General features: G+C 48.2%; 22 protein-coding genes and 1 other RNA gene. 13 read left to right on the top strand and 10 right to left on the bottom strand.

Features of this window, described 5'->3' with window-relative positions:
• Position 1 precedes the first annotated feature (1 nt).
• On the bottom strand, positions 2-580 hold the full coding sequence (locus ACO6UX_RS19640) for a molybdenum cofactor guanylyltransferase (protein WP_422450046.1): 579 nt from the start codon (positions 578-580) through the stop codon (positions 2-4).
• Between the two features lie 226 nt (positions 581-806).
• On the opposite strand from ACO6UX_RS19640, the gene ACO6UX_RS19635 reads away from it, so the two are divergent.
• Positions 807-1,565, top strand: a complete 759-nt coding sequence (locus ACO6UX_RS19635) for an HpcH/HpaI aldolase family protein (RefSeq protein WP_422450045.1) — start codon at positions 807-809, stop codon at positions 1,563-1,565.
• A gap of 24 nt (positions 1,566-1,589) precedes the next feature.
• Here ACO6UX_RS19635 and ACO6UX_RS19630 read toward each other — a convergent pair whose 3' ends face one another.
• Complete coding sequence (locus tag ACO6UX_RS19630; RefSeq protein ID WP_422450044.1) at positions 1,590-2,045, bottom strand: YcgN family cysteine cluster protein; 456 nt, start codon at positions 2,043-2,045, stop codon at positions 1,590-1,592.
• A gap of 361 nt (positions 2,046-2,406) precedes the next feature.
• Between ACO6UX_RS19630 and ACO6UX_RS19625 the strand changes: the two genes are divergently transcribed.
• Positions 2,407-4,542 (top strand): hypothetical protein, encoded by a 2,136-nt coding sequence (locus ACO6UX_RS19625; RefSeq protein WP_422450043.1) that lies wholly within the window; start codon positions 2,407-2,409, stop codon positions 4,540-4,542.
• A gap of 268 nt (positions 4,543-4,810) precedes the next feature.
• Here the strand turns inward: ACO6UX_RS19625 and ACO6UX_RS19620 are convergent, their stop codons facing one another.
• Together ACO6UX_RS19620 and ACO6UX_RS19615 are read right to left on the bottom strand one after the other, a co-directional pair.
• Positions 4,811-5,770 carry a transposase gene (locus ACO6UX_RS19620; protein WP_422450042.1) on the bottom strand — a complete coding sequence of 320 codons (960 nt, stop codon included), beginning with the start codon at positions 5,768-5,770 and terminating at the stop codon, positions 4,811-4,813.
• 163 nt (positions 5,771-5,933) lie between these two features.
• A complete protein-coding gene (locus tag ACO6UX_RS19615) occupies positions 5,934-6,188 on the bottom strand; it encodes a hypothetical protein (protein WP_101745073.1) in 255 nt (84 codons plus the stop codon).
• A 284-nt stretch (positions 6,189-6,472) separates the two neighbouring features.
• Between ACO6UX_RS19615 and ACO6UX_RS19610 the strand changes: the two genes are divergently transcribed.
• Entirely contained in the window at positions 6,473-6,868 is a 396-nt protein-coding gene (locus ACO6UX_RS19610) for a hypothetical protein (protein ID WP_422450041.1), read from the top strand.
• Between the two features lie 69 nt (positions 6,869-6,937).
• Here the strand turns inward: ACO6UX_RS19610 and ACO6UX_RS19605 are convergent, their stop codons facing one another.
• The gene (locus ACO6UX_RS19605; protein WP_422450040.1) at positions 6,938-8,434 is read right to left on the bottom strand and encodes an Eco57I restriction-modification methylase domain-containing protein; all 1,497 of its coding nucleotides are present in this window, start codon (positions 8,432-8,434) and stop codon (positions 6,938-6,940) included.
• Positions 8,435-9,134: 700 nt separating this feature from the next.
• On the opposite strand from ACO6UX_RS19605, the gene ACO6UX_RS19600 reads away from it, so the two are divergent.
• From ACO6UX_RS19600 to ACO6UX_RS19585, 4 genes are all read left to right on the top strand, one after another.
• On the top strand, positions 9,135-11,417 hold the full coding sequence (locus tag ACO6UX_RS19600) for a hypothetical protein (protein WP_422450039.1): 2,283 nt from the start codon (positions 9,135-9,137) through the stop codon (positions 11,415-11,417).
• Positions 11,418-11,584: 167 nt separating this feature from the next.
• The gene (locus ACO6UX_RS19595; protein WP_422450038.1) at positions 11,585-12,280 is read left to right on the top strand and encodes a hypothetical protein; all 696 of its coding nucleotides are present in this window, start codon (positions 11,585-11,587) and stop codon (positions 12,278-12,280) included.
• A 623-nt stretch (positions 12,281-12,903) separates the two neighbouring features.
• Positions 12,904-13,200, top strand: coding sequence for a hypothetical protein (locus tag ACO6UX_RS19590; RefSeq protein ID WP_422450037.1), 297 nt, complete (start codon positions 12,904-12,906; stop codon positions 13,198-13,200).
• A 50-nt stretch (positions 13,201-13,250) separates the two neighbouring features.
• Positions 13,251-13,634, top strand: coding sequence for a hypothetical protein (locus ACO6UX_RS19585; RefSeq protein ID WP_422450036.1), 384 nt, complete (start codon positions 13,251-13,253; stop codon positions 13,632-13,634).
• A 270-nt stretch (positions 13,635-13,904) separates the two neighbouring features.
• Here the strand turns inward: ACO6UX_RS19585 and ssrA are convergent.
• Positions 13,905-14,289, bottom strand: a transfer-messenger RNA (tmRNA) gene (ssrA, locus tag ACO6UX_RS19580).
• 417 nt (positions 14,290-14,706) lie between these two features.
• Between ssrA and ACO6UX_RS19575 the strand changes: the two genes are divergently transcribed.
• The 4 genes from ACO6UX_RS19575 to ACO6UX_RS19560 all read left to right on the top strand — a co-directional run bounded on the left by ACO6UX_RS19575 (position 14,707) and on the right by ACO6UX_RS19560 (position 17,855).
• Positions 14,707-15,765, top strand: a complete 1,059-nt coding sequence (locus tag ACO6UX_RS19575) for an aldose epimerase family protein (protein WP_422450035.1) — start codon at positions 14,707-14,709, stop codon at positions 15,763-15,765.
• A 140-nt stretch (positions 15,766-15,905) separates the two neighbouring features.
• Positions 15,906-16,256: a hypothetical protein gene (locus ACO6UX_RS19570; RefSeq protein ID WP_422450034.1), complete on the top strand. Its 351-nt coding sequence runs from the start codon at positions 15,906-15,908 to the stop codon at positions 16,254-16,256.
• The gene (locus ACO6UX_RS19565) at positions 16,256-17,107 is read left to right on the top strand and encodes a DUF692 domain-containing protein (protein ID WP_422450033.1); all 852 of its coding nucleotides are present in this window, start codon (positions 16,256-16,258) and stop codon (positions 17,105-17,107) included. The genes ACO6UX_RS19570 and ACO6UX_RS19565 overlap by 1 nt, the downstream gene beginning before the upstream one ends.
• Positions 17,100-17,855, top strand: coding sequence for a DNA-binding domain-containing protein (locus ACO6UX_RS19560; protein WP_422450032.1), 756 nt, complete (start codon positions 17,100-17,102; stop codon positions 17,853-17,855). The genes ACO6UX_RS19565 and ACO6UX_RS19560 overlap by 8 nt, the downstream gene beginning before the upstream one ends.
• Before the next feature lie 247 nt (positions 17,856-18,102).
• On the opposite strand, the gene ACO6UX_RS19555 is transcribed toward ACO6UX_RS19560, so the two are convergent.
• Both ACO6UX_RS19555 and ACO6UX_RS19550 read right to left on the bottom strand, forming a co-directional pair.
• Complete coding sequence (locus ACO6UX_RS19555; RefSeq protein ID WP_422450031.1) at positions 18,103-18,348, bottom strand: zf-HC2 domain-containing protein; 246 nt, start codon at positions 18,346-18,348, stop codon at positions 18,103-18,105.
• On the bottom strand, positions 18,342-18,938 hold the full coding sequence (locus ACO6UX_RS19550) for an RNA polymerase sigma factor (protein ID WP_422450030.1): 597 nt from the start codon (positions 18,936-18,938) through the stop codon (positions 18,342-18,344). The genes ACO6UX_RS19555 and ACO6UX_RS19550 overlap by 7 nt, the downstream gene beginning before the upstream one ends.
• Before the next feature lie 102 nt (positions 18,939-19,040).
• Between ACO6UX_RS19550 and ACO6UX_RS19545 the strand changes: the two genes are divergently transcribed.
• Entirely contained in the window at positions 19,041-19,634 is a 594-nt protein-coding gene (locus ACO6UX_RS19545) for a DoxX family protein (RefSeq protein WP_422450029.1), read from the top strand.
• 42 nt (positions 19,635-19,676) lie between these two features.
• Here ACO6UX_RS19545 and ACO6UX_RS19540 read toward each other — a convergent pair whose 3' ends face one another.
• Positions 19,677-20,072 (bottom strand): acyl-CoA thioesterase, encoded by a 396-nt coding sequence (locus ACO6UX_RS19540; RefSeq protein WP_422450028.1) that lies wholly within the window; start codon positions 20,070-20,072, stop codon positions 19,677-19,679.
• Between the two features lie 228 nt (positions 20,073-20,300).
• Here ACO6UX_RS19540 and ACO6UX_RS19535 point away from each other — a divergent pair, with 228 nt between their 5' ends.
• Positions 20,301-22,445, top strand: a complete 2,145-nt coding sequence (locus ACO6UX_RS19535; protein ID WP_422450027.1) for a MutS-related protein — start codon at positions 20,301-20,303, stop codon at positions 22,443-22,445.
• Here ACO6UX_RS19535 and ACO6UX_RS19530 read toward each other — a convergent pair.
• Positions 22,335-23,921, bottom strand: coding sequence for an ATP-binding protein (locus ACO6UX_RS19530; RefSeq protein ID WP_422450026.1), 1,587 nt, complete (start codon positions 23,919-23,921; stop codon positions 22,335-22,337). The genes ACO6UX_RS19535 and ACO6UX_RS19530 overlap by 111 nt on opposite strands.
• Positions 23,922-23,932 lie beyond the last annotated feature (11 nt).

Raw genomic sequence — 23,932 nt, 5'->3', positions numbered from 1 at the left:
CTTACGTCTGAACAACCGCCTTATTAACCAGATTATGCCAGTCTTCTGGCGTATTGACGTTGACAAAAAGGTCTGCCATAGATGACGGCAGCGCCAGGGTCTGTCCATCTGAAAGCTGATGCAAACGCCACAGGGCATAGTCCTTCGGATTATCACTGGTTATGGCACGCTCAACGGCTTGCCGCAATGTTGAAGTGACCGGCAATATCATCGGCAGATTAAAACCCGCAAAACAGCACGCCTGCTGTTGATCGCCAAGTGTCCGGATCGCATCGGCAGGAACCAGTGGCATATCCACAGGAATCACCAGCAGCCGGTCGCCATCCTGCAGTCGCTGTAAAGCCGCATGAATGCCGCTGAGCGGGCCTCTTCCGGGAACCACATCGGCAATAACAGAGTCATCCGGGGCAAAACCGGACCCACTGATCAGAACCTGATCAATCCCGGCCCCAGCCAGCAGAGCAGCTATATGTTGGTAAAGCGGTTTGCCACACCAGTTCAGCCGTGACTTATCCTGCCCCATACGGGAGGAACGACCACCAGCCAGAACCAGGCCGTAGAGTGTGCCATGGGCTGTCATTCGATCACAGACTCTTTGTGCCAATATTCAATTTAACCCGGAGATGGTCCGGAAATAGCGTCCGTCAGAACGCCCCTGTCTCCGGACAGACAAACGGCTAGTGTAAGGTTTTCCACCCCGCTGACAAGCCTTGAGATCAATTATCATACAGAAAAGCCGCCGCTTAACCCGTTCGTCCGTTGGCTATACTGTTTTGACCACAGCAAATAGATAACAATGATCAACAATGAGAAAGAATCAGGTACTGAGCCTTTTCCAGCAGAACCAGACAGCCATCAACTGCTGGCTTATCCATCCAAGCCCAATGACGGCGGAGCTGATTGCCCACCAGGGTTTTGACTCAATAACCATCGATATGCAGCACGGCATGATTGGCTTTGAATCAGCCCTGGCCATGTTGCAAGCCATATCCACCACCCCGGTGACTCCGCTGGTCAGGGTTCCCTGGCTTGATCCGGGCATCATTATGAAGATGCTGGATGCCGGTGCTTATGGCGTTATCTGCCCAATGATTGAAACCGCAGAGCAGACCCGGGAGTTTGTCGCCACCTGCCGTTACCCCGGCAAAGGCAACCGCAGCTTTGGCCCCAGCAGGGCGATGATCTATGCAGGCAGTGATTACCCGGAAAAAGCAGAAGAGACCATTTTGCCCATGGTCATGATAGAGACCCGTCAGGCTCTGGATAACCTGGATGATATCCTCAGCACCGAAGGACTGGGAGCCATCTATATTGGCCCCTTTGACCTGTCCTACGCCCTGGGCTGTCAGCCCCAACCTGACCACTATGAGGCTCCCGTTATGGAGGCCATCGAACATATCCTTGCCTGCAGCAAAAAACATAATGTTCCCGCAGCCATTCATTGCATGGGGCCACAGTTCGCTGATCGTATGCGAAAAAAAGGGTTCAGCCTGGTCACCGCTGGCTGTGACGCTGACTTCGTCCGCGCGGGTGCCACACACACCATCCAATCACTGAGGCCGTAATCTGAAAGTCGTTCAGAAACCGCCTTATTTCACCCTGATAATATAATCAAACCAGTCCGAAGGGGCCGGAACATCTTCTTCTGAAGCGATGTCCCTGCCCTTGATGGAGAAACCGGATTCATGGACAGAGTCCGAGCTTCCGGTTTTCAGAGGATGCCATTGTGGCAGGTCATAACCATGGTAGAGCAGATGATAAGCGCAGCTGTCCGGCAGCCATGGCAAATGCTCATGCAGGGTTTTCGGGGTAAACTTGATGCAGTCATCCACATACTTGCGACGGTGTTTATAATGCCTGCAGCGGCAGGTCTCCAGATCCAGCAGCCGACAGGCTACCGCCGTTGTGTGAATCTCATCCGTATCCGCATCAATAATCTTATTGAGGCAGCAGCGACCACAGCCATCACAGAGCGACTCCCACTCTTCGGGCGTCATCTCGGTTAACGATTTTACCTGCCAGAATGCAGGTTCCTGCTCACTCATCAAACACCTGAACACGATATAACATTGGATTTAACTGAGCATACTACCCCTTCAAAAGATGGCAATACGCGAGTTCACGGTTCAGTAATTATCGCACGTTATAACCATCGATAATGGGCTGAAGGTCATCGACACTGCTTCGCTGAATTCTGGTTTGCTTCAAATTGGCGATTTATCCCTCCTCCTCTAATCTGTTCGGCAGATGGGATGCGTTGAGATGAATAACAGAATATCGTCGTTTGACTGTTGTTTTCATTGCTTTTTTTATACTCGTGATGCCGTCTAAAGTCGTGCATTAGTCTTTTGTTATTAAAAGCAATCACAATGATTATGATTTTCCTCATGAATCTGGAGAAAGAGTATGCAAACACCAACCGAAAAGAATTATGCTGCAGTAACATACCCGGGCAACGTTTTCAGTACATCTCCCGAGCAGGAGAACACTGGGACGGGTAATACCGGGCAGTTAAATGGTTCGAGTGTCATTGTTCGCTCTGCCGTCATTCCTTTTTTTCAGTCGCTCTCTCCTGATTACCAGCAGCCTTCAGCCAATAATAATGAATCAGTGCCGTATGATTCAAAGCCAGTTGCACTACCCAGCCAATCAATGCTGAATGATATCTGCCAGGGTGCTGGATTAGTCGCTCAACTGGCGGGAGCCTGGGTTCCGCAAGTGAAAGTGTTGGCTGATGTGGCTTCTAAATTATGTTTCGCTGGTAATTTTGCCGGTAAAGCCATTGACTACATGCAAGAAAAAGATGCTGTAAAGGGAGAGCTTTCCGGGCAAAAATGTACCGGTGAGAAGCGCCGACCGATCGCCCAAAGTAGTATGACCCGGGAAGTGCTCACCGCTGCTGCCATGGTCACTATGGGGCAGATACCCGTTTCTGCTGCTACACCTCCACCGAGCAATGCAACGGATCGCCCGATTCCGGTACCAAACCGGGAAACATTGGAACAAATTGGCCAAAATGACAGTTACCCGTTATCGGGTCATTATGTCCAGACTCAGGATATCAACTGCGATGTCACCATTGGCAGTGAAGATCAGCCGTTTTATGGGGATTACGATGGCGGATGCCATAAGATCACTGGTCAGAGACATTGTTTATTTGGCAAGGTTGCAAAGCATGGTGTTGTCCGTGATCTGCGCATGGAGCAGGCCCATGTTGAGAGTAATGATAAATACAGTTCCGTAGTCGTCTGTAAAATGGGCGAAGGAAGCCGTCTGGAAAACCTGCTGATAGAACATTCCAGCGTTTTGACTAACAAGGATGGCGAGCGTGGCGCAGCATCGATGACTCATGCAGGTGTGATAACAAGCCACCAGCAGGAGAATAGCTATATTGAGCAAGTTGGGGTCAATAATTGCTCAGTGACCAGTACTGGTAAATCTGGAGCTGTTGGTATTGTCAGTGGTAGGGCTGAAGGAGATATACAACATGTGACTGTAAACAACAGTCGGGTCAAAACAAATCGTGACCACTCCCGCGCCGGCATTGGTGCCGGAATCGTTGAGGGCCGAATTAACCATCTTACCGTTCTGGACAGTCAGGTTGAAACGGATGCGACTGATAGTTTCGCCGGCATTGGTGGGGGAATAATATATGACGGGGGCAAACTGGAAAAGTTGACCGCTGTGAACAGTTTAGTGAAGACCGAAGGAGTTTTTTCAGATGCTGGTATCGGTGCTGGTGAATGTAAATCTGGTGGACTGCTAGCAGGAACAACAGCAATAGCATGTAATGTAACGACCCTGGGAGATGGCGCGGAAGCCGCCATTGGTGTGGGTGAAACTCGATGTGAGGTTCTTGATACCAGGGCCATTGACTGTTTCGTCAATACCTCCGGAGATTACGCTGATGCTGCCATTGGGACCGGTTATTTTAATGGGGGAAAAACAGAGGACATTATTGCGGTGAGAGGCGGCATTACTGCCAGAGGTAAATATGCAGAAAGAGGTATTGCTGCTGGATCGATGGATCAATTCATCTATTCTACCAGTCACCCCTCTGTTATTAAAATGACAAACAGTGTTCAGGCAGTGAACGTCACTGTAAACGGCAGGTTGCAAAATGTCGGCAATGTGTCCCAGTCCTCTTTAGATCAGTTGTGTGATATTGCTGATCAACGATTTGTGACCAATGATTGTCGGGTAATTAATCAGCCTTCAAAAGGTTACGGGAACTGTACAGCAACGGATTTGCTGTTTGCACCCTCCTCCCTGCCAAGTTCAAGTGCTCCATCGACGCTGAATACCGGACTGGTGAATTATACCGGAGCCTCAACAGCATTAACCTCCCTGGTAACAGGAGTCCAGGCAGGAACAACCCTAAGCACTGGGGCCATTGTCGGGATTTCTATAGGGGTGGCGGCTGCTCTGGGTCTCGGTGCTTTATTCGCCTGGCGTTATTACACCCATCGTCAGGTTGATTCGGATGTTGTGACCATGAGCGTACTGAGAAATATGCAGATTGAAGAGCCGAATGATGATTAATCATTCATTAGCCTGACAAGGAAGAAAAGGAGAAGAAAAGGACACCCAAAGATTTTGAAGGGAAGAAAAGGACACCCAAAGATTTTAAAGCCAGGATAATCAAATATTTCGTTCGCTAATTGCGGAAATGAAAGTCACAGTCAAGGAAGAGAAAAGCAATCAGAACTCAGAAATGTTCACTTATGAGCTGCCAGAGTCTATAGCGTAGTGAAGGACAGGGGCTGAAGTCAGAGTTTTTTTCAGCTTCAACAATATGGCGGACGGAAAGTTAGCCTGCAAATAACAAAGCGCTGGTACTCTGACCATGTATCCAGGACTTTCCCATTTTTTCAGCATAACTTTTCAGTGATGCCAGCGTACCAACGGCCCGATAGAAACGGTTATTCCACTGCATGGTTTTAAACCACTCATCCGGCGGAATATCGAAAAACTTAAGTATTGAGGGAATGTTGTCGTTTAAACAACCTCGCTTACCTTGACGAACAATTCCTCCCGACCAGTCAACCAGTTCAAAATAACTACTGAGTGCATAAGGCAATGCATGGTCAGGGTTTTGTCCTGGCTCTTTGAAGGGCTTCAATTTGGCAGGTTGCTTTTTGCCGGATGGAGCTGAGTAGTATTTCGTCCGTTTGCTGATAGAAGTGTATTCAGAGGTCTCTGGCGATTTCGCCATTTTGGCTCGAACAGGGTTTAAATCAACATAGGCCATACAAGTCAGCAGAGCCGCATCGTCGAGCAGCGCCTGGCTTTTGTAACGTCCTTCCCAGAACCTTCCCTTACAGTTATCCTCTTTATTGGCTTTTCTGGCCAGATGTTCGTTGAGGCATCTCATAAACCAGCCGATATCCATCAAACGACAACGATATTCTTCAGCAAACTCATCCACCCGTAGCTTGTCTGCCTCGCGCAATTGTTCGCCAGAGAGAAATCGTTGGACCAGCATCGGGCCTGAAAATAGGGAAGACCAACGAGTGAGAATCTCATTGGTAGACCAGCTCCTGGCCTGTTTACGGTTGATGTAAAGCACGATGTGGTAATGATTGGACATGACCGCATAAGCACAAACTTCCAATGCAAAGATTGACGATAGCTGTTGAATTCGGTCTTCCCCCCATAGGCGACGGTGTTCGCAGTCCTTGCCGGAAAACGAATCTTTACCACAGAGAAAGGCTTGACGAACGCAGCGAGCCATGCAGTGGTAATAAGGTGTACAGGCTGGGTCTATCAAGTTTTTCCGAGCAGTCGTCATGACTTTAGTAGCGATCTTTAAGTTTTTGATGCTTAAAAAGTAGTCGAGATGTCTGAATGATCAAGAAAAATGTGGATGTCTTATTTTTCTCAGTGAAGAGACTCTGGCGGCTGTGACCATCAGGCTGTAAAAGTAACCGCTTTCACGCCTCCGCCAGTAACGCCCGCCACTCAACCAACTTCTCTTCCAAATCAGCAATATGCGCCTCCAGCCCAGCCAGTTCCTCTTCACCAATGTGCAACCGGTCACGAACATCATGGTGCCGCTTCACCCGCCGTTGCAGAACCGACAGTTCCTCTTCAGCCACCATCACCCGCACTGCCATGGACGGGATAGACGAGTAACTGATCTTGCCCTGGTTGTTTCGTGGCACCTGTGCCAGATGGATACGATCCATAGCAACGTCTCCTTTGATATTACTTCTGCTGAGCGCAGCAGACGACTAGAAGACAATGGTACTAAGTTCAGAAACGGTATCCCATCCCCAATATGGGAAAAATGGGATTATCCTTGGCTGAGCACCCCGGATAATCGCAAGCATTGATACGTTGCAATGCGAGTATTTTACAAAAACACGGAACCAGGCGGCTCAGATAAGCAATTGAGTCGAATTATTGTGTAAATTAGTCAGAAGTATTCCGTTGTATATTCCTTTCTAATAGATCGATAAAATTCGCGCACATGTGCCAAAAGGTTGAAGTAATCATGGGCGTAGTCGACGATGCTATTGCACTGAGAAACAAACTGATTTCTGAAGAAGGGACCGCAGTACCCGAAGAGTTTTCCGGAATATCAAAGACGAAAATTGCTGAAGTACTTCAGAGAATTGACCGAAAAACACCAGACATGGTGGATGCTGTTTTTGCTCTCCTGGATACCCGCTCCAACTGGTTCAGTAAGGCACCCATTGGTACAGCATTCAAAGATGGCGCAGCTACAGCTCACGTTGGAGCACATATTGGTATCTTACAAAGAGGCCAGAATACTAAGCTTGATCGTGAAGGAAGGGATTACTGGCTGAAACCTCTTTGGGAGAAAGGCGGCAGATCGACAGGGCCGATTGAAAAACCTTGCTGATGATACTTGGTTGTGGATTCAGGAGGACCCATCAAGAAATATTCATATTTTGCAAGCGTGATCCGCTGTCTATAAAATAGCCGACACCAGACGATTGATCTCCTCCTGAGATGGCAGCGAGCTTCCTTTTGCTCCATGCCCTAAAGCTTGCAACTGCTCTATTGTGGGGTAACGCAAGTTTCTCAGGTCTGTGGCGTTGACCTGGGTGTGCCCGTTAAACTGCCGAAAATATTGATCAACAATGGTGCTATTCAAAAACAGCCATAAGCCTCTGGCAAGATCCTGCGGCAACGGTTTGCCCAAGGCATGAAAATAGTTGGTTTTATTCTCAAAGCCTACAACGTCTACGTCAGCAACAGACGGTTCATAGAGGGAGGCAACAATCCGGCGTTTTTCTTCTTTTGCTGTCAGTCGTTTGGTCAATATATAAGTGCCGTTGGGAACCATCAGTTTGGCGGTTTCACTGTTGTTAAGCAGGGCATTCGGTTTTTTTACATTGCTTATTGGCCATACGATAGAACCATTTTTTAAATGCATGGGATAAATCAGTGGCACAGTCTGCGCTTCGGGCTCCATTCTGAGGTTATCCCTGGTCCTGAAATCAACCACTTTTCCGGTGCTGACATCAAGACCCAAATCAGACAATGAGCACGGCAAACCGCCCACCTTAACGGCGATATCGGCTTCCTGCTCTGAGGTCACAATATGGATAAAACGGTCTGGATTATCTGAATTAACCACTTCATGGAAAGGGGTGATTCGAATAATCGGTTCTGGGTCTTCAGCACAACTGCTGGATGAAATTTCCACATCCCCCTGTGGCTCCCCCTTTACCAGGTGGAAAATCACATTTTCCTGCAGGACTTTGTCGCCTTTAAACGCTTTCGTACGGCTGTTGAATACCCGGATTTTCTTCAGTGCAGTATCCTCTAACAGGATATCCCTGAATCCTTTAAAGTACGGGCCATTGCAGAAACTGCGCGGGGTAATGGCCACCAGTTCACCACCAGGCTCAAGAAGTTTGATGGCAAGTGCAACAAAGGCGGAATAGAGGTTGCCGGTTTCGATGCCTACCTGCTGGAGTAACTTTCGATGGCGGCTTTTACTGCCGATCTTGAAATAAGGTGGATTAAGAATCGCCTTGTTGTAACGAATTATAGGGGTTGCATCGACATAAATCGCCTGCAATTGATTGACAGCACTCTCAATAAAATCGGCCGGGATAATATTACTGTGCCACTGAATCTTTTGCTCCCCTGCAACTTCGGCAAACAGAGCCATGCTATTGTGCAAGTTATTAATCAAAACCTTGTCGGTTTCGTAGGCGGTAGCGGTAATTTTATTGACATCGCCTTCCTGAACCACTCTTTGCAAAAAAGCAGCGGTCAGGGAGCCAACACCTGCCCCTGCGTCCAGCAATGAGATATCGCCGCTGAGATTATCAAACATGGACGCCAACAGCTCAGCTGTTGGAGCGGGTGTCATATACTGACCTTGCTCGCTCCGTTTGGCTTGATCAAGTTTCAAGGCGGCTTGTTGCCGAATATCATCAATAATGTGTAACAAGTCCCTGAAGTCTCCATGCTTTGCTGGTTGTAATGAATCTGACAGGCTAATCGGTGCATCTGCGTTTACCAGAAAACCCAGACTGTATAAAAAAACAGTTAAACATAATGGCAAAGCTGGCCGGAAGCAACCGGGATTTTCATTATTTAAATCATTTATTGCTTCGATAGAGGGTTGATTCTAGCGGTTTATTATATAAGTAGTTAACCAAATGAAATCATATTTTCTGATTAAGTGGACAGTCACTCTCGGCAACTGTTCCTGCGTTGCTCTGGTAAATGGTTTCAATGTAATTGATGGGTTCCTTTTTCAATGACTCCCAAGCTCCGTTCGTCCTGAGCGCCCTTCGGCTCAGGATGCACGGACGAAGAGCTTAAACACCATACCCTGCATAAAGACTGTGCCAATCACCCTTCGACTCCGCTCAGGGTGAACGGAGATTGTACATATCAATCTCATCGAAATGATGTACTAGCTCCTGCATCCAGTTAGTTTTGAGAATTGCCCCCCTGCGGAGAGCTAATAGGTACTATTATCCCAAATAAACCGTCATTTAAACGCATCCAAAGGAGTATAAAATAACTTTTTTATTCAGTAATTTATAAATTAATGATGAATTCCCTGAGCTGAAATTGAATTTTTTGGACTCACAAAACTCCAACTTTAATTAACTCAAGTTATTTAAGTCAGGGATTATCAAGTGGATACTAATAACCAGCTCTTTCTATACAAACTGGACACACATTCTTCTGCTGCCCGCCGTGGCAGTGACTCTGCCCATACAGAGCAACAGACTTGCCACCGGGGAGATAAAGATCCAGGCCAACCATTTAATTTCAGTAAGAGTTTTGCGTCCACCCGGAAAAGCCTCGACAAGTACAACCCCCAGGTTGTCAGCAAAGTACACACTTTTCTCCCGAGGCGGGCTGACAAGGCTTCCTGCCTGGAACATGAAAAACTGTTCGGCATGATGATGCCAGAGATGGAAAAACCAGCACCCAAAAAGAAGAGGAAAGAGCCGGAAAGGCCTAAAGAGCTGGAAAGGCCTAAAGAACCGGCAAGGCCTAAAGAGCCGGAAAGGCCTAAAGAGCCACCTTCCCGGAAGCAAGCCGATGAGATTGAAATTTCAGACTCAGAGCTGGATGAACTGTTCGATGAAGATATAGCACTCCCTTTTATTCCTGAATTACCTGATCAGGGTTATCAGACGTTTGAAATTAAACTTTCCCAGAATTTGAGAAAAATCAGAGAGGGGAAGGGACAAAAAGCCATTTTGGAATTAAAAGAGCTATTTACTTTCAGGGCTCACGACTTTGTCTCTCCCGATAAGGAAAAAGCAGCACATCATTTTACTGAGTTCGTACGACGCGTGTATCAGCTCGACAGACAAATGCCAGCAGGAATGAAAGCAAAGGGCGAAATCATCAAGCATGCGATCGAACAAATGACCGAGAAATTGGGCATGCTGATGGACGACGTCAGAACTGCCTGCATATCGGAAGCCTTCAGTAACCCCACGTTTAAAGATGCTCTGGAGAAGGTTGAATCGGATACCGATAAATCCCTTCTTCGCAGGTTACAGACACTTTCCGCTTTTAACTTCATGAGCAATGAAGTAAACGCACTGGTAAGAGACTCTGGAGTTTCTATCCCTTCTGCTCCAGAGAGCAGAGACCCGGGCTCTGATTCTGGTGTCAATGAGCCAGACTCAAATAATGATGGCCAAAAAGAGTCAGAAGTGGAAAGAAAGCGCCGCGAAGCCATAGATAAGGAAATGGAGGAGGTAGACAGAACACTTGAAGAGGGGTGGAAATTCCTTGAACAGTCCAAAAAGAACAAAGAAGAAGAGACAAAGCCAGCGCCAGTGAGGTCGAAACCATCTACTCCACAGCCCGCAGCAAAACCTGTCACCAGCAAACCAGCTGTTGCCAGGGAAACAGCAAAGCCTGTCACTGTCACCAAAACCTACCCATCAATCGCCGACATCCGCAAGCTTAAGGGGGATATGGCTATTGCAGATGCGGTGCTGAAGTTTGTAGAAAACTGTCAAAGCGAGCCTGAAAGAAAAGAGCTGGATCAATTTCTGGAAGAGCGCTGTGCAGAAAAATCAAAAGCCATTGTCAGTGATCTTAACCGGGTCAAACAGCAGGCCATGAAACCCAGCGAATGTGTCCACAAGTTTTCACAAACCGTAGGCTACCGCCAGATTGCCGAAAAGATTGCTCCACCCTCGGCAAGAAAACTCTCTGAAATAGCAGACAATAAAAAAGTGCCTGGCAACGGGGGCAATATTGATGGAACAATGCTGCACCTGCTGAAACAATCAGTGGTCTTTCCAAAAAGCTGGGATGTCAAAGGGGATCCGGCAAAATGGACTCGCGGGGAATTTTTGGCTGAGTTTGACAAAGGAGCCTCCAGACACTCAGAGAGTCAGCGCCAATGTGTCCGGAAATACGCCGATGATATATTACGACTCTTTAAGCTGAAGCAATATCCATTCGGCTGGGGATATGACCAGGAGCGCAAAGCATCTCCTGCTGATCAGGAGTTCGAGCTTATGGCCAAGGCGATGTACGACGATTTCATTGGCAGGCCCTTATTTGATTACAGAGACTGCAAGCGGCTGGAACTATTCACAGCTCAGCAAAGACACACATTTCTGGAGACACTTTTTGGCTCAGACGTTATATCCACACTGAAACAGATCGTTGAAGGAGCCGGGACAAACACAAAACGACCAACCACCAGCGTTGAAAGGGCCAGGGCCGAGCACATCAAAAGCATGGTCATTGCCTTGTTCCATGACAAACCGACAGGTGGCTATTATCTTGTGGTTGGCAGAAGTGATCAGAGGCAGGCCTTCCCTGTAAAGGTGAGAAATCCACTGGCTCTTGACTGCTTTAATCAGGAAAAAGGGAGTAACTGCATATATAAGGCAATGGGGTTACCTGCGATTTCGGACAACTGGAATGCTGTCAGATAAGTGAGTCAAATCTGCTGGCTGAAATAAAACAGTTTGTGAGGGAATGGTTAAGAGGGAACAGGGAATTGGACTATTAACTGTGTAGCAGCCAGGAAATTTCCGTAAATGGAACTTTTTTGTAAACTTAGGATCAAAAATATAGGTAAATAAAATTTAATGACGATCTTATGCTAACCAATATTTCAAATAATCCAACAGAATTATTGCCCAAAGCTCTACCGCAATCAGCAAACTCAACAGAAGACCAACAGCGACAACCTGGCAATTTCAACTATTTGCCAGTTGAGGCGATTCAACCTAACGCAAATGAACTGGCTCAGCCTGACGAACTCCAACTGGAGCAGACATGCCATAATACCAACAAATCTATTGATCAAAGGGCTATCGAAGATTTACAGCGTCCAATTCAATTCAAGAATATGGAAGCAATAGCAAATCCTGATAAATATAAGAATTTTATATCAATTTACAACTCAGGCATATTTGAACATTCTTATACACGTTATGAATATGACCACCGCTCAGGGCTTAATTATGAGCCAAAGCAAGTAAATATAAAAAATCTCTATGCAATTATGAATCTGAGTAACACAACCCTTAAATACAGTGATAAAGTATACCCTTTGCTCACAGGGTTATTTGAAAATGGGCATGTATTTCTTATGGCACCTCGTAAAGCCTGTAATATTGTAGAAGATCCAAATAATCCCAACAATGTTTTATTTAAAGGAGATCCATCTGGTTTAAGAGTTGATGCCATTTATTCGGGGAGGACTTTTCAGGAAGTAGAGAATCTAATAAAGACAGTTCATGATAACACTCCACTATCAAACCACATCTCTCATATTCTTGAGCATGAATAGTAAGGCGCTCTGAAGCGCCTGCACCACTTTCATAAACTGGGACAGCCCACTGTCAGTGATGCCGCTGTCTCTCAACACCTCAAATTCCAAAAACTTGGATTCATATAGTTTTAGTCCTAGATTTATACATCCCACTTTCACCACCAAAATAACGTAATCATTTGATTTTGAAGCATATATTCTATTCGAATATATGGTTGGCACGATTTTTAATCGTTTAAAATCAAAATGTTACCAAGGGGTGGTGAAGGTCGGATACATACTTCTTTTGACCATAAAAATGCGATTCCATCGAAGCTGTTTCTAAAAGAGGGGTAAGGAGGCATAACAAATCAATATATCTGATGCACATCTCATATACGGAACGATTGTTCTGTTAACGCCATAATTCGCCATTCTGCCTGACTATTCGCTTTGAGCTGTCTTGCACAGGCAAGATTAAGGCTTATAAAAAAATACGCTGGATTGAACTTTACTTCTGTCAGCGTGGTCAATATTTGTTTAGTCAAATAATCCTAAAAAATTCGATTAGAGGTTCATAAATGCTAACGCTCTCTACTGCCAATAATTCCGTGGCAACTATACCACCACGGAATTCGGAGACTCTTACAATATTTTCACAGTTGAGTAAGGTTGGATTAAAAGCCAATCTCTCAGTTCAAGCTGGATTTGTTACCGCCTTTGCCTGTGATGAAATTCGCCGGAAGCATGAATTGCCTGCCAGGAATTTTGCTTTCGATAACCTGCCTCATGGTCAACGTCTTGAATACATTAAACTCAACGATTTTGGCATTACTGTCCAGGATGTGTTAATCCCGATAGTCATATTTTCTGCCAGTGGTGGCCTGACTGATTTGTATAACCTTGGTACGTCCATAGCTAAATCCATATACAACCGGACATGCAGCTACTTTGCCTGATCTCACAGATAAAAAAATCAATAATTTGTCATTTCAATCGAGGTTATACCGTGGGACCTGTCAACAACTCTGCAATTTCAGCCAATCTGCAAATGCCTCCTGCATTATCACCAATATCATCAGCTGAATTGATTAAAAAAGGCATCTTCTCAGTGTGTACTGGAGTGGCAACCGTCGCTATTTGCAATCAGATCAATGCTTTTTACAGTTCACCCGCCGAGAATTATTTTGCCAAGCGTACGACTCCCGAAGCATACCTTAAGTATCTGGAACTCAAGCAAGATGATTCAATAATTGATGAACAATCACTTGTATTGTCTTTAGTTGTTTTTGGTGCCAGTGTTGGCCATTACAAAATGTACGAAATTGGCAAATATCTACACGACAGGGCATGCAGGTTTTATGATGCTGCAATTCGACAATTGTCTCAGTAATGTTCTCAATATCCACCGTGCCATAGGGGTTGTCGCTGTGGTCGGCTCCGACGCTGAATACCCAGCACTTTCTGTCTGGAAGCTTCATGCCATTGAAATATTGGTTCTCATGAATCACCAGTGTATAAATTATTTCTATTTGTGTGTATTGAGCCAATCCGACTCACTTCAAAAAAATCCGGTTGGACACTTTCTGAACGATTAGACAAAACTACCTTCTGGTCAACCATAAAAAAACCTCGTAGATGAATAACCTACGAGGTTTATATGTGGTGGAGGCGGCGGGACTTGAACCCGCGTCCGCCAGCTCTCAGCCTTTGGCTCTACATGCTTAGATCCACCTTTAGTTTTTACACCGTAGCGACCCAGTGGTCGGGGTTCTTCAGTGCGATTCTCACAGGTTTTAACCCGTCAGCCAGAGACCTGCTGATCGTGGCGAGCCCGCTTACGATGACAGTCTGAATACCGGCCAGCAGACGAGCCGGTTAGACTGGAAGCTTCGTAGTGTTAAGTACGATTAAGCAGCGGCTGCTGCAGCTTCAAAGTTGCTATCATTGGCAACTAATAGGTTTGTAGTGTTTTGATTAACGAGAACCACTACGCCCTCGGCATGCACCTCAGGGTTCAATACCGTCGTCGAATCCGAATCGCCCCCAGAGTTAATAGTTATAGAGCATAGAGGCCGATGTCGCAATGGCTGGAGAACATCAGTGGCTACATTACGCTGTTCACGCCATGACGCACCAATGCGATCCGGTGGTGCAACAGGCCGGGCCATAATCGTATCTCCCCTGCCCGATGGTGTAGTCATTACCAAGCAGCACTGGCATACGATCAGCGGTTACAAAATGTGCTAAAAATACCCACGGGCATGACGTCCATCAGTGAATTGATATACAAGCCTTGGATACTATAGCTATCTTTGGTGATAACGCTGACTGCGAGAATTTTTCTTTACCTACCAGGGATGTTCACAATTTTCCATGTGAACACTCCTCAGACCTCACTCCACTTTCTCTGCAAGTTGGGTTATGAAAGTTGGCGATTTGTTTTCCAGGGCAATGGCGTATTTATGAAGATTTTTCAGGAAGTGTTTGGAGCCACTCGCTCCGGTAAACCGGTGTATGCCTTCCGGCTCTGTAACCAGCAAGGCATGGAAGTCACCATCCTGACAATGGGCGGTATTATCCAGAGCATTCGTGTGCCGGATAAAGCAGGCAATATGGGCGAAGTCACCCTGGGCTGTGATTCGGTGGCGGATTACGAGCGGTCCAGTGCTTATTTTGGTGCCATTGTTGGCCGTTATGCCAACCGTATCGCCAGGGGAGAATTTGAACTTGAGGGTGAACCGTTTCAGCTGGCCTGCAACAATGCACCAAATCACCTGCATGGTGGCAAGGTTGGGTTTGATCATCACCTGTGGCGGGCAGAGTCCCAGACCAGTGACGACATAAGCACACTGTCCCTTAACTATGAATCAGAAGATGGTGAAGAGGGTTATCCCGGTAACCTGAGTGTCAACGTGATCTACACCCTGAATAACCAGAATGAGCTGGGTATTGAGTATCGGGCAACGACGGACGCCCCCACCGTGGTTAACCTGACCAACCACGCTTATTTCAACCTTAATGGCAGTGACGACTGTCTCAGCCACCGGCTGCTGCTGCACTGCCGCCAGTTCACCCCAACGGATGAAACGTCCATTCCATACGGTGAGATTGAGCCAGTCATTAACACCCCCATGGATTTCACCACTATGAAGCCTATTGGTCAGGATATCGCCCAAGACTTTGTTCAGCTGAAGCAGGCCAGGGGATACGATCATAACTGGGTTATCTGGACGGAGAGGGGGAATGATCGCGCTCTGACACCTGTCGCCCGAGTAGAAGAACCAGACAGTGGTCGTACCCTGGAGGTACTTACCACTCAACCGGGAGTGCAGTTCTATACCGGCAACTATCTGGCAGGTGAGCCTGCACGGGGTGGCAGCCAATATGGTATGCGGGCAGGTTTCTGCCTGGAGACCCAGCATTTTCCGGACTCCCCCAACAGGCTGGAGTTTCCTTCAACCCGGCTGAATCCCGGTGAAACCTATCAGGAAAAAACTATTTTCCGCTTTGGCCTTTTATAAAGGCCCTTTCAGGCCGGAACCACCGGCCTGAAATTATTTTTCCATTTTTTTTCAACGAATCTGTAACATCCCACCGACTTTCCCGTTGTATTGATAAGTCCGCACTTTGCGGTCGGTTAAAAAACGACAGGAGAGTCACCATGACAACAAAAACCAACAAACTGACCAACCTGGTTGCTGCCACTCTGGTTTCCGCTGCATCCGTCACCGTCAGTGCCGATATGACCGGCTCCATCAGCTCTTTGAGCCAGGGCTATGAGGGCATTGTGCTGGCGGAAAAACAGGTGGATGAGGGCAAATGTGGTGAAGGCAAATGTGGTGCATCTTCGGCATCGGCCAAAGCGGACGAAGGGAAGTGTGGTGAGGGCAAATGCGGTGGCGACAGTGCCATGAAAGCGGGCGAAGGCAAATGCGGTGAAGGCAAGTGCGGCGAATCAGCCAGCAAGGATGAAGAAGGCAAATGCGGCGAAGGCAAGTGCGGAGCCGCCTGATGAAGCCTGTTCCTTCACTCAGCGGTGCAGGCCTTGGCCTGCGCCGGGAGCATCTTCAGAGCCTGGCCAAAAAGGTGCCCTCCTCTGTTCAGTTTCTGGAGGTTGCTCCGGAAAACTGGATTAAAGCGCCGCAACAGAGACGCGAGCTGCTGGAGCAGATTCTCGATCAGACACCGCTGGTTTGCCACGGTCTCTCCCTGTCACTGGGTGGTCCGACACCGCTGGATATGAATCTGCTGCGCGATATCAGGGCATTTCTACAGGCGCATCAGGTAGTTCGTTACACCGAACACCTGAGTTACTGCTCTGACCAGGGGCATCTCTATGACCTGATGCCTATTCCCTTTACCAAAGCGGCTTCACATTACGTGGCGGACCGGATAAAACAGACCCAGGACTTTCTGGGTGAGCCCATTGCGGTGGAGAACGTCTCTTACTACTGCGCTCCCGGGCAACAGATGCCGGAAATTGAGTTTATTCATCGGGTTCTGGAACTGGCGGATTGTGAGCTGCTGCTGGATATCAACAATATTTTTGTCAACAGCGTCAATCATGGTTATGACGCAGATACGTTTCTGAGGCAGTTGCCCACTGAGCGTATCAGCTACGGCCATATTGCCGGTCATTATGTTGAGCAGCCGGACCTTATTATCGACAGTCATGGCGCACCAGTTCGCGATGATGTCTGGCAGCTGCTTGGCAAAGCTTACCAATACCACGGCGTTTTCCCAACGCTACTGGAGCGGGACTTTAATATTCCGCCACTGGATAAACTGGTTGAAGAGCTCGATTCCATACACCGGATTCAGCACTCTGTGATGCATCAGCAGAAGGAGTACGCCTGTGGATGATTTCCAGATAGTTCAACAGCAGTTTACCGAGGCTATACGTCATCAGACTGATAATCCATTTGAGCAGATAAAGCCGGAACGCTTTGCCGTTTACTCCCGGCTGATCCGAAACAATATATCTAACTTTGTCAGCCAAGGCTTCCCGGTGTTGAAAAAGTTATTGCCGGAGGAGGCGTTCAATCATCTGGTGGATCGCTTTATTGCCGATCACCCTGCCAGCTCCCCCTACTTTATTGATATCTCCGGGGAGTTTCTGGCCTGGCTTAATACTAATCCAGTGACTGATAAGTCCCACACTCTGCCACCGTTCCTCCGGGAACTGGCCCACTATGAATGGCTGGAAACCCTGTTGCTGGGCAATGAACAGGACGAACCAGCCGCCACAGCAATCGCGGTTTTTTCAGACTGTGAAGATGCACTGATATGGTCGGTTAATGCCGTGGCCGCCGCCTACCAATACCCTGTCCATAAAATCAGCCGTGACTTTCAACCACAGGCCGCTCCCGAACAACCAACCCTGCTGATTGTTTACCGTCAGGAAAATGAAACGCGGTTTCTGACGGTGGATGCACTGGCCTGGCAGCTTTTTCAAACTGCCTCCACCCTTGATCAGCCGGTGAACCAGGAGCAGCTTATCAAGCAGACATTGCAACACCTGACGGTGGCCGAGCGAACCCGGGTCAAGCCTTATGCTGAGCAGGCATTGATGCGTTTTTATCAACTGGGTTTGATTGTGGGAAGGCTTTAAAGCAAGAATAATATTCGACAGTTATGACTAAAAAACCCAGGGGCACTCTACCCCTGGGAGCCTGACCGAGAATAGCGCCCGTAGCGAGGATGGCAGAAAATTGAGGATAAAAATTCGGTTTTGTGAGGTGAATAGCGGGGCTATTTGCCGAACAAAAGCGGATTTTAGACCAATTTGCTGCCACCGCACGACTGCATGGATGCAGGAGCTAGGGCAACGCAGGAGAGCAGTTGCCGCGTAGGGCAGTCTATTCTCGGTCAGGCTCCCAGGGTGAACCGTTAATTTTATCCATGACCGACTTCACTTCATCATCAGACGCCGGTTCACTGACGGAGTGCTCTGCCAGCTTTTTAATGGCGGCAAACTGTTTGAGAAAACGTCGGCAATGGTGGCACATGATCAAATGCATTCGCATACTCAGACGCTGTCGCCAGTTCAGCTCGTCATCCTGAAGCTGACCCGCCATTTGCTCGATATCCCGACATTTCAACATCGGCCTGTCTCCTGAAACTGTTCAATACCGGAATACAGCGTTGCCCGCGCCCGGTGCAGCAGAACCCTGACATTGGCTGCGGACTCACCGATAAAACCGGAAATATCATCCAGTGACATCTGGCTGAAATCTTTCAAGCCAAACACCAGACGCTGCTTCTCCGGCAACATGGTGATCTTATGGTTCAGGCAGTCCATCAGTTCCCGTTTATCCAATAGCGCCCCCGGCCCATCGATGTGCCAGTTGGAAGGCGGCTGTTGCCAATGGCCATCTTCTTTAAAACGATGGGCCAGCGGCGCTTCTTCCGGAGCATCGGACAGCAGCTCACGTTTCTGCCGACGATAGCGGGAACGGGCTTCATTGGCGGTAATGGTCAGCAACCATCCCTTGAAACTGCCTCTGGGCTGCCATTGAGGCAGTTTCTGATGCACCGTCAACCAGGCTTCCTGGACAATCTCATCGGCATCACTTTCGCCCACAATCGGCAGGGCAACGAAGCGCATCAAGCGATAGTAATGCTTCACCAGCACTGTAAACGCCTGCTGATCACCATTTTGTGCCTGTTTTATTATTAACGCTTCATCGTCCATATCGTTACAAACCCGGAATGAAAAAATAACCTGCACACTGTAACAATCCCACGGCTGAAACGTTGAGTGAATAACTCAATAAGAACATCCAGGGAATCAGCCATGAATAAGATCCTGTCACTCTACCAAAAAACAGCAGGTTACCTCCATCACGCTGATGGGCTTCCGTTGCTGGCCCTGCGCCTGTACCTTGCCCCCATCTTCTGGATTGCCGGCACCAACAAACTGGCGCACTTTGACGATATTGTGATGTGGTTTGAGCATGGACTGGCCCTCCCCTTCCCCTGGCTGATGGCAGCACTGGCGACCTGGACAGAGATTATCGGCGCTGTGCTGCTGGTGGCCGGCCTGGGCATTCGGTTGATTTCAGTCCCATTGATCATCACTATGCTGGTGGCTATTTTCGCGGTGCACTGGCCCCATGGCTGGCAGGCCATTGCTGACCCGGGCAGCTTTGCTGCCAATGAACACGCCGCTGAAGCAACCCAAAGACTGAATGGGTTTCTGGGCTGGCTGAAGTCAAACCATCCCGGCCGCTACCACTATATTACCGAGTTTGGCAAGCCGGTGATTCTGAACAATGGCATTGAGTTTGCCGCCACCTACCTGGTGATGTTGCTGGTGCTGGTTTTCCAGGGAGCCGGACGTTATGTCAGTCTGGATTATTTTGCCGGAAGGAAACTGCTGAACAAATAACGATCAGAAACGTCAGACAAGCGCTGACGTTTTTATCCTTTGTCATGCCAGTGGAAATACCCGGTCAATGTCTTCTGATAGAAAAGGCCGCCCTTTAGCGTTCACTGATGTACCAATAACCAGCGCATCGATGGCCAGCCTGTTATCCCGTTTCCGGAAGATTTTCTGTTTAAAACCAAATTTCAGTTTGGAAAGTCGCACGGGTTCTACTTCTACATAAAATTCATCCCCAGGTACCAGCGACATTTTGTAATCCATCTCACTTCTCAGCACCACCAGATGAATTTTCTCTGCAGCCAGACTGGCAAAGTCGATAGCGTTAGCGTGCAGAAACTCATGCCGTGCATGCTCCAGATAATTGAAATAGACACTGTTGTTGACGATTCCCTGCAGGTCGCACTCATAGTCGCGAACCTTCATCTCCAGACGGAATGACATGCTTTACTCTCTCGATCAATCGCTTGAAATGGATCACATCATCAGTGTATGGCGAGACTATGGCTTCTCATCTATTTTTACACAAGCTTAAGGGGATATGAGTTGCTCAATTGACAATAAATCCGCTCATTGGCCTAAAAAACCGGGATTGTAACCCTGATTACCCAAAGGCCTCTGATGTGCAACATGAAATGTTAAACAATAAAAACTGTCCATCGAAAATACCCAATGAAATCAAGAGCCACTGATTATTTAATATTCCTGTTAATCACAACCATTAGCGCAAGTCTTAATGCTGACGCAGGCATGGAGATCACCAACACTTATCAGCTGATACATGATCACCTGGCAAAAATCCACTCCGCAGATAAATACAAAAACGCCATAAACTCGCGTAACCAGAAACAGGAGTTACCTGAAATTCTTCTGTCCCCGGGAGAAAGACGCAGCATTCTTTTGCAAAATTTTTCCCGTACTCATAAAACGGGCAACGAGATAATGACCCATCATGCCGTTAAAGACCTGCATATTCTCAGTGGCACCGTACAAAACCCCGGACATAGCCTGCTCGGCAATTTAGGCTCTCCGATGACGGTCGCGGGTGAAATTATGTTGGCCAACCTGCTGATATCCCCAATTACGGATATAGAGGTTCTTGAAAAACGCCAAAACGCACTTCAATACTTGCTGGATCACCCCAAAGTCATCTTTCAGATTGAGGAGCAACTGATCCGCTATGCCGCGGATGAAGATGGACTCATTGCCCTGCTCGACCCTTCTGATGCCGTGAACAGCCCCCATTTTGATGAGATTGATTACCAGACATACATTCCGGGGCTCACCTCCGATGCCTTCTATGAAGAGATTGCCCGCCGATTAAACGACATCATTAGTGTTATGAGTGCATTGAATGTACCTATCGGCCTGATCGGGTCGACGCTGCTTGGCAAGTTTGACTCGCAATACGGGATTATTCATGGGCTTCTCAATTCAGCCATCAACCTGCCAGCCAATATGAACCTGGCCATCTCTGAAATGCACGATCACTTTCAGGGGCTTCCACCACCGGTCAAAATTTTCACCTTCGGTAGCTTTGCGGTACTGCAAATGATCGCCATTTATCAATCATACTGGCTCTTTCAGGATAATCGGGCCGCTTACACGTTTGTCATGGAGCGCAGCCGCAGACCCGGAAGAGCATTGGCCAGCGCCAGAGAACTAAAGCAACTGGCCCGGCATCACCCGGCCCTTGAGGATATTCTGGACCATGACAGCGGCTTCCTGAAATTTCGCAATTCCACCCAGATTCAGGAGATAGCCACACTGTTAAACGATGCGCCAGAGAAAACACCCGACACACTCACCTATCTGGTAACCAACATGGGACGCTACAAAAGAAGCCTGATGCTGCTGCGCCGAAACCACATCCCACTGATCAGGATTATGCAGGCCACCGGTGAGATTGATGCCTGGCTGACCGTTGCCAAGCTGCTGCGGTCGTCTTCTTACCGGGAAAATAATCCGTTGTGCTTTGCACAATATCAAGTATCAGCACAACCGGGTATCGAGCTTCAGGGCTTCTGGAACCCTCTGCTCTCCCCTGCCATTGCGGTTTCCAATGACCTTGCCGCCAACCACGCCATAGCACCGACCAATATCATTATTACCGGGCCGAATGCTGCAGGAAAATCCAATGCCATGATTGCTGCTGCACTCAACGTCATTATGGCGCAGACACTGGGTATATCTCCGGCTGCGTCCTTTAAACTGACACCATTTTCCTTTATTCATACCGTCATTGAGCCTGAAATGATTACTGGCGTTTCCAGTTTCAGCGCAGAATCAAAACGCGCTATCAAGCTGCTGGAGGCATTACGCGCATTGGAGACTGGTCAGTTCAGCATTGCTTTTCTGGATGAAATTTTCAGCAATACCAGCCCTGAAGAAGGGGAGATCGGTGCACTCACCTATATAAAATCGATTGGCGATTTACCCGGGACGATCAGCATTTCTTCTACCCACTATGCCCGGCTGGCCTCACTGGCTGATCAGTTCCCGGACAGGTTTCAAAATCTTCATGTCAGCGCTGAGATCAACAGTGAAGGCCGCCTGCACTATGATTATGTCCTGAAACCCGGCTTCTCAACCCAGAACGTTGCCTTCCATATTCTCAAAGAGGAAGGCGTCCAGGAGGACTTTCTTGAAATTCTTCAAGATCTTCTTGATGTTCCCGGGGAGACGTTCCCGGAAACATCAGAAACTTTAATGCCTCTGCTTCCTGGGCCAGACCAGACTGAACCGGGCTCCCCCCAGGGGACTGTGGCTGACCAGCGCCCGCCCCCCATGCCAGTACATAATCCGCCGGACGATTGAGAGCCCCAGACCATAGCCTCCTGACTTGCGTGTTCTGCTGTCGTCCAGTCGGGAAAAAGCAGAAAATACCCGTTCCCACTGCTCTTCCGGAATCCCGGCCCCGTCATCATCCACATCAATACGACAAGTGTCCTGGGTGGATGAAAAACGCACCTGAACTTTACTGTCCGCATAGCGACAGGCATTGCCTACCAGGTTCTGTATCGCCCGATGAATATAGCGCCGGTCAATTTCGACAAACCGCCTCGGGTTTAACACATTGCAGGGAATATGCTCGATCTCAACCCGGTTCTGTAATCTGAGATGCTCGCCAACCACCTGGGCCACTACTTTATCAACGTCATGACGTTTCAAACGGAGGGTCGGGGTTCCCTGCTCCAGGTTGGCATAGGTCAGAAACTCATCCACCAGATGATCCAGTTCCTGGATATCCTGGTCCATGCCCTCCAGCTGGGCCTCCCGCGCTTCCTGTGTTCTGGCATCGGCAATCAAATCCAGGCCAAAGCGCAACCTTGCTACGGGGGTTCTTAATTCATGGGATACGCCATGAATCATCTCTTTTTGCAGACTCAGCAGACGCTGAATATGGTCGGCCATGGCATTAAACGCCATGGCCAGGCGACCAATGGAATCCGCCCCGCCAACATTAACCCGTACTTCAAAGTCTCCCCGGCTAAAGCGTGTCGCCGCTCTTTCCAGTTTTCGCAGCCGCTTCTCCATTCCCCTGACCAGGATATAGATGGCAAGGCTCAGAGAGATCAAGACGAACAGCCCCAGGGTCAGGATCAGTTTAAAAGGATAAGGGTTCAGTAATTTCAATGGACCAAGATGGAGTATCTGATCACTGTCCTTCATCTGGGCATAGAGCTGGAGCGATTCATCCCTGATGTTCAACACAGTCACAATACTGCCCTGCTGCAACTGGGTGTTTTGCAGGGGCGTTAACGACGTAGCGGAGTGAACAATGGACACAGGAAAGCTCAGCGATTCTCCGGATCGCTGAGCCAATACCGTCACTCGCTCATCCGCAGAGTAATGGCTGAGCAGGTGTCTGAGAAAAACAATGGTACCACTTGCCATTTGTTCAGATATCTCCGCCACCCGTCCCTGCAACAACCACCGGTCATCAATCAAGGCGGTAATAACTGCGGCCTTTTCCGTCAGCATCTGAACATCAATCCCCCCTAAAGAGAGCTGCTCAATCTCTTTAGGTGTGAAGTCGGATCGCTCCAAAGGCAACATTGAAAAAGGAATCGACAGTTTATGTCCCCACTCTCCCAGCCACTTATGCCGCTGCTCTTCTGGCATGGCGGCCAGTACTTCAGAGACGAGACGGAAGGTCCCTCGGGCCATATCTTCCCGGTACTCGGCCAATCGAACACCATTGACAATAGTGACCACTATGCCAGACAGCACTGAGACCAGAACCAGGGAAAACAGCAGGCCGCCATAGATACGAAGAAAAATACTGCTCATGACGCTATGCC

Source organism: Endozoicomonas sp. ALB091, assembly GCF_049310265.1.
In the GTDB taxonomy this organism is placed as follows: domain Bacteria; phylum Pseudomonadota; class Gammaproteobacteria; order Pseudomonadales; family Endozoicomonadaceae; genus Endozoicomonas.
This window is presented reverse-complemented; position numbering and strand designations above follow the sequence as displayed.

Coding starts and splice junctions, on each gene's coding strand:
- ACO6UX_RS19640 (WP_422450046.1), bottom strand. CDS start 580: ATGACAGCCCATGGCACACTCTACGGCCTGGTTCTGGCTGGTGGTCGT.
- ACO6UX_RS19635 (WP_422450045.1), top strand. CDS start 807: ATGAGAAAGAATCAGGTACTGAGCCTTTTCCAGCAGAACCAGACAGCC.
- ACO6UX_RS19630 (WP_422450044.1), bottom strand. CDS start 2,045: ATGAGTGAGCAGGAACCTGCATTCTGGCAGGTAAAATCGTTAACCGAG.
- ACO6UX_RS19625 (WP_422450043.1), top strand. CDS start 2,407: ATGCAAACACCAACCGAAAAGAATTATGCTGCAGTAACATACCCGGGC.
- ACO6UX_RS19615 (WP_101745073.1), bottom strand. CDS start 6,188: ATGGATCGTATCCATCTGGCACAGGTGCCACGAAACAACCAGGGCAAG.
- ACO6UX_RS19610 (WP_422450041.1), top strand. CDS start 6,473: ATGTGCCAAAAGGTTGAAGTAATCATGGGCGTAGTCGACGATGCTATT.
- ACO6UX_RS19595 (WP_422450038.1), top strand. CDS start 11,585: ATGCTAACCAATATTTCAAATAATCCAACAGAATTATTGCCCAAAGCT.
- ACO6UX_RS19575 (WP_422450035.1), top strand. CDS start 14,707: ATGAAGATTTTTCAGGAAGTGTTTGGAGCCACTCGCTCCGGTAAACCG.
- ACO6UX_RS19570 (WP_422450034.1), top strand. CDS start 15,906: ATGACAACAAAAACCAACAAACTGACCAACCTGGTTGCTGCCACTCTG.
- ACO6UX_RS19565 (WP_422450033.1), top strand. CDS start 16,256: ATGAAGCCTGTTCCTTCACTCAGCGGTGCAGGCCTTGGCCTGCGCCGG.
- ACO6UX_RS19555 (WP_422450031.1), bottom strand. CDS start 18,348: ATGTTGAAATGTCGGGATATCGAGCAAATGGCGGGTCAGCTTCAGGAT.
- ACO6UX_RS19550 (WP_422450030.1), bottom strand. CDS start 18,938: ATGGACGATGAAGCGTTAATAATAAAACAGGCACAAAATGGTGATCAG.
- ACO6UX_RS19545 (WP_422450029.1), top strand. CDS start 19,041: ATGAATAAGATCCTGTCACTCTACCAAAAAACAGCAGGTTACCTCCAT.
- ACO6UX_RS19540 (WP_422450028.1), bottom strand. CDS start 20,072: ATGTCATTCCGTCTGGAGATGAAGGTTCGCGACTATGAGTGCGACCTG.
- ACO6UX_RS19535 (WP_422450027.1), top strand. CDS start 20,301: ATGAAATCAAGAGCCACTGATTATTTAATATTCCTGTTAATCACAACC.
- ACO6UX_RS19530 (WP_422450026.1), bottom strand. CDS start 23,921: ATGAGCAGTATTTTTCTTCGTATCTATGGCGGCCTGCTGTTTTCCCTG.